Below are 13,826 nucleotides of genomic sequence, written 5' to 3'. Positions count from 1 at the left end.
GCGGTGTGCGATCAGCGGGGGAGGGTAATTGTCGCCGCGAGGCCGCCGCCATCCCGATTGGTGAGAGCGATGGTACCGCCCGCGTCGTGCACAATGGCGCGGGCAAGCGCGAGGCCCAGGCCGATCCCGCCGGTTTCGCGATTGCGAGACTGTTCCAGTCGCGTGAAGGGGATGAAGACGGAGTCGAGCTTTTCTTCGGGAATGCCCGGTCCTCGATCGCACACTTCGATTGTGATCTGATGCCCTTCGGCGCGCAGCGCGACTTCCGCGCGGCCGGCATATTTCACCGCATTTTCGATCAGGTTGCGGACGGCGCGCCGCATCAGCGTCGGCCGTAGCCGTGTCGTTAACCGGGGCGATTCCTCGAAATGCACTTCGTGCCCCAGATCGCGGAAATCCTCGACGACAGCATCGACCAGCGCGGCAAGGTCCACGCCCGTGATCGGTTCGCTCGGCCGGCCCAGCCGCGCAAGCGAAAGAATGTCGTCGAGGGTCCGGCTCATCTCGTCGATCGTGTCTGCCATCCGGGCCCGGTCGTCTTCATCATCGACCGATTCTATCCGCACGCGCAGCGCCTGAAGCGGCGTGCGCAGATCGTGGCCGATGGCGCCGAGCATCCGGTCCTTTTCCTCCAGCATCGCCGTCACGCGGCGGCGGAGGGCATTGTACGCACCGATCAGCGCGCGGATGTCGCTCGGGCCCACCTCTTCGAGCGGCGAGGTGCCGTCGCCCGGGCGGAAACTGCGTGCCGCCTGCGTCAGTGTGCGGAGCGGACGCGCGATCCTGCCGCCGACGAGAAGCACCGGGATCAGCACGACAATGTAGAGAATCAGGGTTTGGGCAGCGAGCTGCCACACCAGCATCAGCTCCGTACGTGGCCAGGCAGAGCCCAGTGCCAGCCATCCCCGGCCGGGCAGCTCGACGGCAATCAGCAGCTCCGCACCCATTCGGCGCAAGCGCTCGGCATGAAAATGGTTGAGCCGGCGCAACGGCAGCTTGTTGGGGTCGACCGGCCGGATCACCGCGACGATCTGCCCGACATGGAGGCCCGCTTCCTCTAACCCGCGGCGAATATCGTCTTCGACTTCCCCCCGGCGCTCCATCGCAGGCGAGATCGGATTGGCCGGGTGCAACTGCACATGGGTGCGCTGGTCTGCGATGAACGTGCCGGGTGCCATACGCAGCGGGCCGGCATCGCCGCGCGAAACCACCAGGCGGTCGGCGGCGTCGGTCAGCCGCGTCACCGACGGCACGATCACTTGCGCGAAGCGTACGGCCTGACGCTCGCGCAGCAGCATCGCGAAATTGATCGCCTGCGCCGCAAACAGCGCGACGGCGACGAGAACCGTGATCTGCGCGATCAGGCTGGTCGGATAGAAGCGCTTCAAAGGCGGGTGACCTCGGCCGCAAGGGTATAGCCGCCGCCCCACACGGTCTTGATGATCGTGGGATTGCGGGCGTCGGGTTCGATTTTCTTGCGCAGCCGGCTGACCTGATTGTCGATCGCGCGGTCGAACGCGGCTGCCTCGCGGCCCTGCGTCAGGTCGAGCAGCTGGTCGCGCGTCAGCACCTGGCGCGGCCGCACCACCAGCGCATGCAGCAGATTATATTCGCCGGTCGAAAGCGGCACCGACACGCCTTCGCGGTCGACCAGCGCGCGCTCACCCGTCTTCAATACCCAGCCGGCAAAGGCGAAGGAGCCGGATTCCGGCGCATGCTGTTTCGCCACGCCGGCGGACCAGCGGCGCAGCACGACCTTGATGCGTGCAGCTAGTTCGCGCGGGCTGAACGGCTTTACGACATAGTCGTCGGCGCCCATTTCCAGTCCGACGATCCTGTCGGTTTCCTCGCTGCGCGCGGTCAGCAGGATCACGGGCGTGTCGCTGCTTTCGCGGATGTGGCGGCACAGGCTCAGTCCGTCCTCGCCCGGCATCATGATGTCGAGGATCACGAGGTCGATCGCGTAGGCATTCAGCCGCGCCCGCGCACTTTCGGCGTCGGCGCATTGGGTAAGGCGAAAACCCTGCTTGGTCAGATATTGCGCAAGCGGCTCGCGGATCGATCGCTCGTCATCGACGAGCAGCAGGTGCGGAACCTCGGACATGGCGGGACACTAGCAATTTATGGCGCAGAGGGAAGCGCCGGGCGGGAGGGAGGAGGTTCCGAAGTGCCGAAAAAAGAGCAAACGGGGTGCTCCTGATCCTGCGGGTACAGGTTCCGATCGGCGGCTGCGGCTCTCCCGCCCGGCACCGGGCGACTGGCGTCAGTCGCCCTTGGGCGCGTCGGCGGGCGGCGGCGGCGGGGGCATGTCGCCCTGCGCGTGCGGACCATGGTGGCCGCGCATCGACATCATCCGCTCGCGAAAGGCCTTGCGCTCGGCCGCGTCGATCTTGCCGTCGTGATTGGTGTCCATCCGGTCGAACATCTTGGCGGCATGGGCCTGCGCTTCGGCAAGCGTTTCGGGCTTCGGCGCGCGGCCGCCCATCCGGTCGGCCATGCGGGCACGCTGGGCCTCGTCATAGGCGTGCCGTTCTTCGGGGGTGACGGTGCCGTCGTGGTTGGCGTCCATCGCGGCGAAGCGCTTGGCCACCTGCGCCAGCATTTCGTCGCGGGTGATGACGCCGTCATGATCGGCATCGGCCTGCGCCATCGGACGATCCTGCGGCACTTCCTGGCGGGCATAGGCAGCACCGGCGAGCAGCGACGCTCCCAGGGCAGCAACGGTGAGGCGTTTCAGCATCGGTGACTCCGTTGGAGAAAAGGGGGTGCCGGGGAAGGGGGGCGGCTTCCCCGGCACGTCCTGTTTCTGCGGGCGGGCTGTCGCACGGGTTTGTCATTTCGCCGCCATTGTGTCGCAATTTGTCGCGCGCATTTCGGCGGCGGCTTATCCGAACAGCGCGACTGCCTGCGTACCTTCGGCCACCAGCATGCCCTCGCTGTTCCAGATATGCATGCGCTGGCTGGAGCAGCCGGACTGCGCCCAATCGGTGCGGCTGCCCAGCAGCCACCAGCCCCGATCGGTCGTGGGCGTTTCCGTCAGCAGGTTGAGCTGCCAGTTGAGCGAACTGACCGGCACCTTGCGCGATTCGACCAGGCGAAAGGCCGCTGGCGGCAGGGCATCGCCCATCAGCAGCAACTCGATCATCGGGTATAGCCCGGTGCGTTCGACCAGGCGCCCCCAGCGCAACCATTCTGCAGGGGCGGTTTCGGCGCGCGGATCGAAAAACTCGAAATTGTGCGTGAAGAAAGTCGGGTCAGGCGTGCGATGGAGCTGCGCGTCGGGCGCCGGGGGCGGGATGGGCGCCGGCGTCGTCGTCGAAAGGCGGGCGCTCGATTCCAGCGCAGACATGAACACGAAGGTCGCGCGCAAACCGAGGCCTGCCTCCGCATGAAGGTCCGTTTGGAGGAAGGCGGCGTTCCTGCCGCGCCGCAACCGGGTGGCTCGGGCCTGCACGGTGCCGGCAAGCGGCCCGATAAAGGCGATCTGCGCCGATCGCAGCGGCGGCAGATCAGGCTCCAGACGAAGCGCTGCATCCAGCGCAAGTGCCGCCGACACTCCGCCGAAAGCGGTGCGACCCTGCATCCAGTTGGGTGGAATCGTACAGGCAACGCCATCGTCTGCGGGGACTATGGCAGCGAGAATCTCGGCAACGCTGGTCATGCCCGCAAGGCTAGGCTGGCTGCTCCCGCAGCGCCATACGCAAAATTCGAAAGCCTTAGCGTGGTGCTGCGCGGTGTACTTTCGGTGCCACGCGCAGTTCGATGATCAGCAGCGCGGTGAGGGCGAGTCCGGCTGCGATCACGAAATTGCCGGCGGCGAACCCGCGCGCCGCGCCGAACGCCAGCGCCTGACTTAGGATCAGCGGCGCGAGGATCAGCGCGACGCTGTTCAGCGCCGACATGCCGCCCTGCAACGCGCCCTGATGCGAAGGATCGGTGAGCCTCGAAAGGAGCGCGTTCATCGACGGATAGGCCAGCGCCGAGAAGGCGCCGATCGCGATCAGGCAGTAGATCATCCAGCTTTCGCGGGCGAAGATATAGCCGGTGAAGGCGAGCAGTCCGGCGAGCATACCCAGCATCACCGTCCGTTCCTCGCCCAGCTTCTGAATAGCCCTGCCGGTGATGAGCGTTTGCACCAGGGCCATGCAAAGGCCACTGGCGGCCAGCGACCAGCCGATCTGCTGTTCGTGCCAGCCAAGCGCAATCTCGCCGAAAAAGGCCCAGGTGGCGGGATAGACCATGTGCGCGAACTGCCAGACGAATCCGGCGAGCAGCAGCGGCTTTGCTTGGCCGGCTTCGCGCAAGGGGCGGAAGGCTGCGAAGATATGCGCCTGTTTCAGGGAGAAGGCACGGCGACGATCGGCCGTCATCGTTTCGGGCAGCATGGCAATGATCCAGAGCGTGTTCAGCCCTGCCAGCGCCGCGGCCGCCAGGAATGGCGCACGCGGTCCCCAGGCGGCGAGCAGCCCGCCCAGCGCCGGGCCGAGGATGAAGCCGACGCCGAATGCTGCCCCCATAAGGCCGAACGTGGCGCCGCGCCGCTCGGGCGGTGTCACGTCCGCCAGAACGGCGTTCGCGGGGCCATATACTGCGCCCGCTGCCCCCGCGATCAGGCGGCCGACGAACAGCCAGCCGATGCTGGGCGCGGCCGCCATGAACAGATAGTCGATGGCAAAGGCGAGCATCGAGAAGAGCAGCACCGGCCGCCGCCCGACGCTGTCGCCCAGGCTGCCGAGAAGTGGTCCGGCAAAGAACTGGGTCACAGCGAAGGCTACCAGCATCCACCCGCCGATCCGGGCGGCATCATCCAGCCCGACATGTGCCAGTTCGACGATCAGGCGCGGCAGAACCGGCATGACGATGCCGAAGCCGATCGAATCGATCAGCACTGCGGCCAGCACGATCGGCACCGCGCGATGATGAAACGTCATGGCGTGCATTCTCCCCCGGTTCTCCCGCGCCAGTCTAGCGTGCGATCTCCTTTCCGTCATGCCCGTGCTTGACGGCTGCGATGGCATACCGCATCTTCGAAAGACAAGCAGAACGAGATGGAGAGGCGGCCATGGCCACCATTGCCGAACCGACGCGCACCGTCGAACCGATCGATGCCTTTCGCGCCCACGCCCGCGCTTGGCTCGCGGAACACTTCCCGCCTGCCTTGAAGGGCAAGGACAATGCGATGTCGGCGGTCGAGGGGCCGCACGAAAATTCGCCGGAAGAGGCTGCATGGCGGGAGGCGATGGGCGACAAGGGCTGGGGCGTGCCGACCTGGCCGGCCGAATATGGCGGCGGCGGGCTCAGCCGTGCCGAGGCGCGGGTGCTGCAGGAGGAAATGGCGCGGATCGGCGCGTGGAACCCGATCGGCGGCATGGGCGTGATGATGTTCGGCCCGACGCTGCTCGAATATGGCAGCGAGGAACAGAAGCACGAGCACATCCCGCCGATCGCGCGCGGCGAAGTGCGCTGGTGCCAGGGCTATTCAGAACCGGGCGCCGGCTCCGACCTCGCCAGTCTCCAGACGTTCGCCGAGGATGCCGGCGACCATTATATCGTCAACGGGCAGAAGACCTGGACTTCGGGCGGCCAATGGGCGGACAAATGCTTCATGCTCGTGCGCACCGACAAGACGCGCAAGCATGAGGGAATAACCTTCCTGCTCGTCGACATGGACACGCCTGGCATCGAAGTGCGGCCGATCCGGCTGATTTCCGGCGCGTCGCCCTTTTGCGAAACCTTCTTCACCAATGTTCGCGTGCCCAAAAGGAACCGCGTCGGCGAGGAAGGGCAGGGCTGGACGATCGGCAAGCGGCTGCTCCAGCACGAACGGACCAGCCTGTCAGGCGGCGGTTCGACCGCCGGCCGGATGTTTTCCGGCAAGCCGCTCGGGACAATCGCGAAGCAGCTGTTGGGCACGGATGCCGAGGGGCGGCTCGCGGATGGCGACCTGCGCAGCCGGATCGCGCGCCATGAGATGGACCTGCGGGCATTTATGCTCACCCTCCGCCGCATCGCCAGCGAGACGAAGTCTGCCCAGGGGCCGAGCGCGGCATCGTCGATCATGAAGAATGTCGGCGCGCGGATTCTGCAGGAGCGATCGGAACTGCTCATTGAAATTCGCGGCCTTGCCGGCTTGGGCTGGGAAGGCGAGGGGTTCGGCGAAGAGGAGCTGCGTGATGTTCGCAGCTGGCTCTTCGGCAAGGCGGTGTCGATCTATGGCGGCTCGACCGAAATCCAGAACAATGTGATCGCCAAGCGCATCCTGGGGATGCTCGACCACCAATAATTGTCTGCGGGCCGGCGGCCGGAAGGATCAGCGGAAATGGCACATCTCAGCGAAGAACAGACAATGCTGCGCGACATGGCGCGCGAATGGGCGGACAATGAAGCGCCGGTCAGCGCCTTCCGTGCGCTGCGCAACGCAGTACCCGCCACGGGCTATGACGGCGCGGCCTGGCAGGCGCAGGCCGAGATGGGCTGGGCGGGCATCCTCGTGCCTGAGGCGCAGGGCGGTTCGGGCATGGGCTATGTCTCGCTCGGGCTGGTGCTGGAGCAACTGGGCCGCAATCTGGTGGCGACGCCGCTTGCCGCCACGGCGGCAGCGACGAGTGCGCTACTGATGGGCGGCAATTCCGAGCAACAGGGTCGCTGGCTGCCGCAGATCGCCGGCGGTGAGGTGGTTGCCACGCTCGCGATCGACGAAGGCCCCCGGTTCAACCTCGATGCCATCACCACCAGGGTCCAGGACGGCCGTATCACCGGCACCAAGGCCTTTGTGAGCGAAGGCGACAGCGCAGACCTGTTCGTGGTTGCGGCGGTCGACGGCCTGTACCTCGTGCCGGCCGGGGAAGGCGTGACGCGATCGCCCCGTCATCTCGTGGACTTCCGCAGCCATGCCGAAATCGGTTTCCACGGCGCAGTGGCGGAGAAGCTGGGCGACCGCGATCTGGTCGTGCAGGTCGCGGACCGCGCCGCCGCGGCGCTGTGCGCCGAGATGCTGGGCATGGCCGAGGCCGCGTTCGAGCGCACCAACGACTATCTCAAGACCCGCGTCCAGTTCGGGCAGCCGCTGTCCACCTTTCAGGCGCTGCAGCATCGCATGGCGAAGATGTTTACCGAGCTGGAGCTGATGCGTTCGGCAGTCGAGGGTGCGCTGGAGGCAATCGATTCCGGTCGGGCCGATGTGCGTCAGGAAGTCAGCCTTGCCAAGGCGGTAGCCGGTGAAACGCTGCACCTTGTCAGCCGCGAGATGATCCAGCTCCACGGCGGCATCGGCATGACGGATGAGCATGATGCCGGGTTTTACCTGAAGCGCGCGCGGATAGTCGAAACGCTATGGGGAAATGCTGCATGGCACCGCGATCGCTTCGCGCGACTTGGCGGTTACTGACTGCTGAATGTTGCAAATTACCTCGTAACTATTGCAATTATGCAACATTGTGGAAACAGTCGCTTTTTGAAACCATTGTTTGGCTTGACGCCTCTCAGAAAACGCATTGTATTCGAGCTTCCGGTATGGAGCCGCCAAGTGCTCCAGCCGCGGTGGAGAGAGATATATGATGCGTCTATGCCTTTTGTCGGCCAGCGCACTTCCCGTGCTGGCCCTGACGCTTGCAGCAACACCGGCCAACGCCCAGCAATCGCCTGCCGCTGACAATGGTCGCGCCGCCGATCAGGCTGTCGATACCAACGAAATCATCATCACGGCGCAGGGACGCGCGCAGGTACTGGCGGATGTTCCCGTCGCCGTCTCCGCGATCAGTGCCGAGGCGCTGCAGCAGACGGGCGCCAACGACATTCGCGCGCTCAATCAGGTGGCGCCTTCGCTGCTCGTGTCCTCGACCGGCAGCGAGGCGAACGGATCGGCGCGCATTCGCGGCATCGGCACCGTCGGGGACAACCCCGGTCTGGAAAGCTCCGTCGCGGTGTTCATCGACGGTGTCTATCGCTCGCGCTCCGGTATCGGCCTGAATGAGCTGGGCGAGATCGACCGCGTCGAAGTGCTGCGTGGGCCGCAGGGCACGCTGTTCGGCCGCAATGCCTCGGCCGGTCTTATCAACATCGTGTCGAAGGCACCGTCGCCGAATTTCTCGGCCGGGGCCGAGGCGACCTATGGCAATTACAACCAGATCCGCCTGCAGGGGTATGTCAACGGGCCGGTGAGCAGCACCGTCTCGGCGCGGGTCGACGGTGTCTATGTGAAGCGCGATGGCTTTTATCATGATGTGACGAACAACCGGGACGTCAACAATCGTGATCGCTATTTCCTTCGCGGTCAGTTGCTGTTCGAGCCCTCGAGCGATCTGCGCATCCGGGTCATCGGCGACTATACCAAGCGCACCGAGGATTGCTGCGGCGCGGTCTATGTCACCAACAGCATCAATCCCTATATCGGCGGGCTGAACGATCCCGCGCAGAACAACATCGTGCGTGTGCTGCGCGATCTGGGCCAGCCGATGGCGGCGTTCCAGGACCCGTACAGCCGCAATATCTATGTTTCGCCGGGCCGAAGCTATGGCGGCAAGACCGAGGACTGGGGCGGATCGATCCAGGCCGACTGGACGCTCGGCAATGCCACGCTCACGTCGATTACCGGCTATCGCCACTATTTCGCGAGCCAGGGGTCGGATACCGACTATAGCTATGTCGACATTCTCTACCGCGCGCCCAATGCCAATTCGTCGCGCAAGTTCGAAACGTTCAGCCAGGAACTGCGGCTGAACGGCAAGGCGCTGGGGGACAAGCTCGACTGGCTGGTCGGCGGCTATTACGCCAACGAGGATCTGACGGTCGTCGATAATCTGCGCTTCGGCACGCAATATGGCCGGTTCGCGACCTGTCGTATCGTCTCGGGCAGCGCGCTCGCGGGACTCTATTCGCCTACTTCGGCGGGCTGTCTCGCCGCCCGACCGGCTGCTTTCGGCGCCGCCTCGCCGCTGATCTATGCCGCATTCGATCGGCTCGACAGGCTCAACGATCTCGGGTCGACGCGCGACTTCTATCTCCAGAACAGCCGCAACTGGGCGCTGTTCACGCATAATATCTTCCACGTCGCCAAGGGCTTGGATTTAACGGTCGGCCTTCGTTACACCAACGAGCGCAAGCGGCTGACCGCCACCTTCGGGAACGACAACACGGTCTGCACGGCGAACCAGTCCTCGCTGCTGCCGCTGCGATCGGTTGCGGCGCTGACCGGCGTGGTCGATGCGATTGTCGGACTTTCGTGCCAGGGCAATTCGACTGCCGAGCTGAACGGCGTTTCGATCCGTGACGTGCGCAAGGAGGACCAGTTCACCGGCACGGCGATCGTATCGTACAAGCCGACCAGCGACCTGCTTGTCTATGGCAGCTATTCGCGCGGGTATAAGGCCGGCGGTTTCAACCTCGATCGTTCGGCGCTCAAGGCTCCCATTGCGACCTTCGCATCGGTTGGCGGCGCGCAGGCGCTGGTCGGCAACCTGCAGTTCGCGCCGGAAATCAACGACGCCTTCGAAATCGGCCTGAAATATTCGACCCGCCGGTTCAGCCTGAACATCGCGGCCTTCCGCCAGCAGTTCAAGAATTTCCAGCTGAACACCTTCAACGGCACGGTCTTCCTCGTACAGAACATCAATGGCTGTTCGAGCGACCTGGCCGGCGGCGATCGGGACCAGAGCAAGTTCTCGACGGCGTCCAATTTCAACGCTGCGGCCGCCACGACCGGCGCCTGCAGCTCGGGCAATGTCGGCTATGGCGTGCTGTCGCAGGGTGTGGAGCTGGAAGCCAGCCTGGTGCCCGCGCGGGACTTCCGCGTCGGGCTGGGGCTGACCTATGCCGATACCCATTACCGCGACCAGCTTGTCGGCAATGAATCCGGGGCGCCGCTCGATCAGGCCCTGCGGATGCTGCCGGGCAGGGATCTGTCGAATGCGCCGGAGATCGTCGCGACGGCCTCGGTCGCCTGGACGCCGCCGCTTGGTAATTCGGGGCTGAGTGGTCTCGTCTATTTCGATACGCGCATGACCGGCGATTATAACACCGGGTCGGACCTGTTCCCGCAGAAGGGGCAGGACGGCTATGCAATCGTCAACGGCCGCATCGGCGTGCGGGGCAAGGACGAGCGCTGGGCAATCGAGCTGTGGGCGCAGAACCTGCTCAACCAGAACTACACGCAGGTCGCCTTCAATTCGCCGTTTCAGGAAGGCGCCGCCAGCGCCCCCTTCACCGATCCGCGCTATCCCGGCGGGCGGCAGCTGTTCTCTGCCTATCTTGCCGAACCGCGTACTTATGGCGTGACTTTGCGCACCCGCTTCTGACTTTCCTGGGGAGGAAAACCCTGGCCGGAGGGGCGACCCTCCGGCCTTTTTCGTGCTGTAGTGGCCTGAGTATCCTCCGTTTATTGTCTCGCGGAACTGCGATATGCTGACGCGAAAAATTGAGGGGGTTCCATGATGCGTCGTCGTGTCTTTCGTCTTGCGCTGCTGTTGGCATCCGCTCCGCTGCCGGCTCTGGCGCAAACCTCCGCCGATCAACTGGCCAAGCCGCCCGCCGATGCCCGCCACTTCGTGATCGAATCGACCGGCGGCAAACATGGTGATGCCTGGCTGTGGCGTGCTGGCGACGGCGGGCTGCTGTCACGTGAAAGCATGAACCTGCGCGGTCAGGTCTGGAACATGGACATCCGGATCGTGCCCGGCGCCGATGGTACGCCGCAGGTGCTGGCCATTCGCGGCGTGGCGCCTTCGGGCGACGCGACGGAAAGCTTCGAGCGAAAGGGAGCCCGTGGCGACTGGAAAAGCCCGGTGGATTCGGGCGGCAGCGACGAGGCGGCCGGCCGCTACTATATCAGTTACGGCGGTCTGGTCGCGACGAATGTCGATCTGGTCGAACGCCTGCTTGCAGCACCCGGTCAGCGCCTTAAGCTGTTGCCGGGCGGGGAAGCGCGCGCAGTGCGGTTGACCACTGCCGATGTCGGGGCGGCGGCAACGCGCCAGACGGTAACGCTTTGGGAAATATGGGGTCTTGGCAACACGCCGGTAGCGGTCTGGGCCGATGGCAAGGGCGGCTTCTTCGGGACGAGCTCGGGCATTGGCGTTTTACCGGAAGCCTATGCAGGCGAACTTGCGCATCTCGAGCAGGTGCAGACCGCAGCACAGTCTGCAAGCGCGGCGGCGATCGCAAAACAGTTTGCCGCGCTGCCCACCGGGCCGATTGCCTTCACCCATGTCCGGTTGTTCGATGCCGAGGGCCTGCGCTTTCTCGATGACCAGACGGTTGTGGTTGACAAGGGCCGGATCGTCGCAGTCGGCGCCGCTGCCACCGTAGCGGTGCCGCAAGGGGCGCAGACGATCGACGGCAAGGGCAAGACGCTGTTGCCGGGGCTGTGGGATTGCCACATGCATGTCGGCGACGACTATACCGGGCCGCAAGAGCTTTCGCTGGGCGTTACCTCGGTGCGCGATCCCGGCAACAATGACGCGCTGACGATCGACCGGCGCAAGCGCGTCGCGGCCGGCACGCTGCTGATGCCGCATGTCTATGCCTCGTCGCTGATCGACGGCAAGGGCGTCTATACGGCGCAGGTCGCCAATGTCGCGACCAGCCAGGACGAGGCGATTGCGCTGGTGCGAAAGGCCAAGGCGGGCGGATTCATCGGCGTCAAATTCTACGGCACCTTCGATCCCGCCTGGCTGCCCGCGGCTATCGCCGAGGCGCACCGGCTGGGCCTGCATGTCCACGGCCATATTCCGCACGGCATTCGCCCGAGTGAGGCGGTGCGCGACGGCTATGACGAGATTACCCATATCAACTGGATCGTCATGGAGGGCGTGCCTGCCGAGGTGCTGCCGGTCGACAATGGCATTGCCCGTTTCCAGGCGCCCGGTCGCTATGCCAAGGACATGGACATGCGCCATGGCCCGGTAGCTGACCTGGTCGGGACCATGGCGCGCAAGCACATCTATTCCGATCCCACCATGGTCGCGTTCGAGGGGCTGTATGTCGTCGATGGCGCGACGCTTGCGCCCGCCTATGCACCGTTTGTCGGCACCTTGCCGCCGACGACCGAGCGCGGTTTCCGCGGCGGTGCCTTCGCGCCGCCCGAAGGCGTGACCCGGGCCGATTATCGCGCAAGCTGGGCAAAGATGATCGCGCTGCTGGGGCAGATGCACAAGGCTGGCGTGCCGATCGTCGCCGGCACCGACGGGTCTGGCATCGAGATTATCCGCGAACTGGAAATCTATCGCGAGGCGGGGTTTAGCCCTGCTGAAGCCATTGCCGCCGCGACGATCGTGCCAGCGCGGCTGGTCGGCAAGGATGCCGAGACCGGATCGATCAAGACCGGCAAGGTTGCCGATCTCGTGCTGGTCGAGGGCGATCCCGAAAAGCGGATCGGCGATCTGCGCCACACGCGGCTGGTGATGCTCGACGGGCGCCTGCTCGATGCCGATGCGCTGCGCAGTGCGGCGGGCTTTGCCGGAATGCCGAAATAGGCGACGCCGGCGTCAGCCCGTCAGCGGGCGGTCGTCGAACAGGCCGAAGGCGAGCGTGGAAGCATAGAGCGCGACGGCACGCTCGCGCGGCATGGTGCTGGCCCATTTGCGCATGTCGAACGCAGCGTTCTGGATGGCCATCAGCGCCTGGCTGGCGACCAGCGGGTCGATCGGGCGGATCGTGCCTTCGGCGATGCCGTCGGAGAGCATGCCGGCGAAACGCCGCGCGATGCGGTTCGATCGGTCGATCATCGTGTTTCGCACTACCAGCGGCAGGCCGTGCAGCGCCGTCGTCCGCAACAGCGGGCCGCGCTCCGAAAACTGATAGTCGAGCAGCGTGGCAACGGCGCTTTCCAGCCTTTGCCAATGGCTGCCCGGATGGCGCTCCGCCAGTCGCTGCGCATCGGCGAGGATGTCGAAGCTGCGCTTGTAGCAGGCGATGACCAGATCGTCCTTGGCGTCGAGATGGTGGTAGAAGCTCCCCTTGGTTACGTTCAGTTCCGAGGCGATCCGCTGCACCGACGCGCCGCGATAGCCGAGCTCGTTGATCAGCCGGGTGGCGGCGAGCAGAAAGGCTTCGCGGCCTGGCTCCGGCTCCTCATGCACCAGCTCGAACAGGCGCGGTTCCCATTGCTGGCCGGGGGCGGCGACGCCGTGGCGGAACACGTCCATCAGCCGCGCCTCGACGCGCGGATATTCGTCGATTTCGTACCGGGTGATCCACACGTTCAGCCAGAAGCTGTTTTCCAGCAGCACATGCGCGCGGGCGCCGCGCAGATCGGTCTCTGCCCGGCTGCCGTCGCTGCCCCAGATGCTGCGCGTCTTGCGGAAGATGTTGCGCCAGCCGGTCATCAGATGGCTCTTCAGCGGCTCTTCCATCGCCCGCAGGTCGGACAGGATTGCGACTGCCTTTTCCTCGCCCCGGGCAATGCGCGACAGCCGCTCCATGTTGATCGCGAGGAAGCGTGCTACCCGCGCCTCCGGCGTCGGTTCTGCCAGCGCCTGATCCAGCACCGCGTCCAGCCAGGCCAGGGTCTGTTCGAACGCCGCGGCGGCAAGGTCTTCCTTGCGCTTGAAATAATAGGTGACCGAGGTGGTATTGAGCCCGACGCGCCGCGCCACATCGGCAAAGGTCATACCCTTGGCGCTCTGCTCGTTGATGGCATCGGCGGCGGCCGCCAGAATGGCGTCGCGCTTGGCCTGAAAGCGCTTGGTGCTGCTTGTCTCGTTCTTTTCTGGACCCTGCATCCGGCCAGCTTAGCCGTTTCCGGCGCCGGTCAAAACGGCTTTTTTGAAGATTGCGTGTGGCATTTTTGACCGCACGCAACCCTTTACCGAATATGCGGTACGCTATAAGCC

The 13,826-nt window shown here is 65.1% G+C and carries 10 protein-coding genes; 4 read left to right on the top strand and 6 right to left on the bottom strand.

The features are described 5' to 3' along the window. Positions 1-11 precede the first annotated feature (11 nt). The 5 genes from ACT53K_RS07335 to ACT53K_RS07315 form a co-directional block, all read right to left on the bottom strand. A complete protein-coding gene (locus tag ACT53K_RS07335; RefSeq protein ID WP_476227907.1) occupies positions 12-1,388 on the bottom strand; it encodes a sensor histidine kinase in 1,377 nt (458 codons plus the stop codon). Continuing rightward, positions 1,385-2,104: a response regulator gene (locus ACT53K_RS07330; protein WP_476227906.1), complete on the bottom strand. Its 720-nt coding sequence runs from the start codon at positions 2,102-2,104 to the stop codon at positions 1,385-1,387. Before ACT53K_RS07330 ends, ACT53K_RS07335 begins: the two co-directional genes overlap by 4 nt. A 159-nt stretch (positions 2,105-2,263) precedes the next feature. Next, a complete protein-coding gene (locus ACT53K_RS07325; protein ID WP_476227905.1) occupies positions 2,264-2,740 on the bottom strand; it encodes an EF-hand domain-containing protein in 477 nt (158 codons plus the stop codon). A gap of 144 nt (positions 2,741-2,884) precedes the next feature. Further along, the gene (locus tag ACT53K_RS07320) at positions 2,885-3,661 is read right to left on the bottom strand and encodes a thioesterase family protein (RefSeq protein WP_476227904.1); all 777 of its coding nucleotides are present in this window, start codon (positions 3,659-3,661) and stop codon (positions 2,885-2,887) included. Positions 3,662-3,716: 55 nt separating this feature from the next. Beyond that, positions 3,717-4,931 carry an MFS transporter gene (locus tag ACT53K_RS07315; protein ID WP_476227903.1) on the bottom strand — a complete coding sequence of 405 codons (1,215 nt, stop codon included), beginning with the start codon at positions 4,929-4,931 and terminating at the stop codon, positions 3,717-3,719. Positions 4,932-5,062: 131 nt separating this feature from the next. Between ACT53K_RS07315 and ACT53K_RS07310 the strand changes: the two genes are divergently transcribed. The 4 genes from ACT53K_RS07310 to ACT53K_RS07295 all read left to right on the top strand — a co-directional run bounded on the left by ACT53K_RS07310 (position 5,063) and on the right by ACT53K_RS07295 (position 12,467). After that, positions 5,063-6,283 (top strand): acyl-CoA dehydrogenase family protein, encoded by a 1,221-nt coding sequence (locus tag ACT53K_RS07310; protein ID WP_476227902.1) that lies wholly within the window; start codon positions 5,063-5,065, stop codon positions 6,281-6,283. A gap of 36 nt (positions 6,284-6,319) precedes the next feature. Further along, positions 6,320-7,387 (top strand): acyl-CoA dehydrogenase family protein, encoded by a 1,068-nt coding sequence (locus ACT53K_RS07305; protein WP_476227901.1) that lies wholly within the window; start codon positions 6,320-6,322, stop codon positions 7,385-7,387. 166 nt (positions 7,388-7,553) lie between these two features. After that, positions 7,554-10,292: a TonB-dependent receptor gene (locus tag ACT53K_RS07300; RefSeq protein ID WP_476227900.1), complete on the top strand. Its 2,739-nt coding sequence runs from the start codon at positions 7,554-7,556 to the stop codon at positions 10,290-10,292. Positions 10,293-10,424: 132 nt separating this feature from the next. Beyond that, the gene (locus tag ACT53K_RS07295; RefSeq protein ID WP_476227899.1) at positions 10,425-12,467 is read left to right on the top strand and encodes an amidohydrolase family protein; all 2,043 of its coding nucleotides are present in this window, start codon (positions 10,425-10,427) and stop codon (positions 12,465-12,467) included. A gap of 12 nt (positions 12,468-12,479) precedes the next feature. On the opposite strand, the gene ACT53K_RS07290 is transcribed toward ACT53K_RS07295, so the two are convergent. Continuing rightward, a complete protein-coding gene (locus ACT53K_RS07290) occupies positions 12,480-13,715 on the bottom strand; it encodes a TetR/AcrR family transcriptional regulator (protein WP_476227898.1) in 1,236 nt (411 codons plus the stop codon). Between the last annotated feature and the right edge of the window lie 111 nt (positions 13,716-13,826).

The organism is Sphingomonas sp. DMC8 (assembly GCF_056314185.1).
The sequence above is the reverse complement of the archived record's forward strand: the minus strand, read 5'-3'. Positions and strand labels throughout refer to the sequence as shown.

Excerpts from the sequence above, each read along its gene's own strand:
- ACT53K_RS07330 (WP_476227906.1), bottom strand. The coding sequence starts at position 2,104 with ATGTCCGAGGTTCCGCACCTGCTGCTCGTCGATGACGAGCGATCGATC.
- ACT53K_RS07325 (WP_476227905.1), bottom strand. The coding sequence starts at position 2,740 with ATGCTGAAACGCCTCACCGTTGCTGCCCTGGGAGCGTCGCTGCTCGCC.
- ACT53K_RS07320 (WP_476227904.1), bottom strand. The coding sequence starts at position 3,661 with ATGACCAGCGTTGCCGAGATTCTCGCTGCCATAGTCCCCGCAGACGAT.
- ACT53K_RS07315 (WP_476227903.1), bottom strand. The coding sequence starts at position 4,931 with ATGACGTTTCATCATCGCGCGGTGCCGATCGTGCTGGCCGCAGTGCTG.
- ACT53K_RS07310 (WP_476227902.1), top strand. The coding sequence starts at position 5,063 with ATGGCCACCATTGCCGAACCGACGCGCACCGTCGAACCGATCGATGCC.
- ACT53K_RS07305 (WP_476227901.1), top strand. The coding sequence starts at position 6,320 with ATGGCACATCTCAGCGAAGAACAGACAATGCTGCGCGACATGGCGCGC.
- ACT53K_RS07300 (WP_476227900.1), top strand. The coding sequence starts at position 7,554 with ATGATGCGTCTATGCCTTTTGTCGGCCAGCGCACTTCCCGTGCTGGCC.
- ACT53K_RS07295 (WP_476227899.1), top strand. The coding sequence starts at position 10,425 with ATGATGCGTCGTCGTGTCTTTCGTCTTGCGCTGCTGTTGGCATCCGCT.
- ACT53K_RS07290 (WP_476227898.1), bottom strand. The coding sequence starts at position 13,715 with ATGCAGGGTCCAGAAAAGAACGAGACAAGCAGCACCAAGCGCTTTCAG.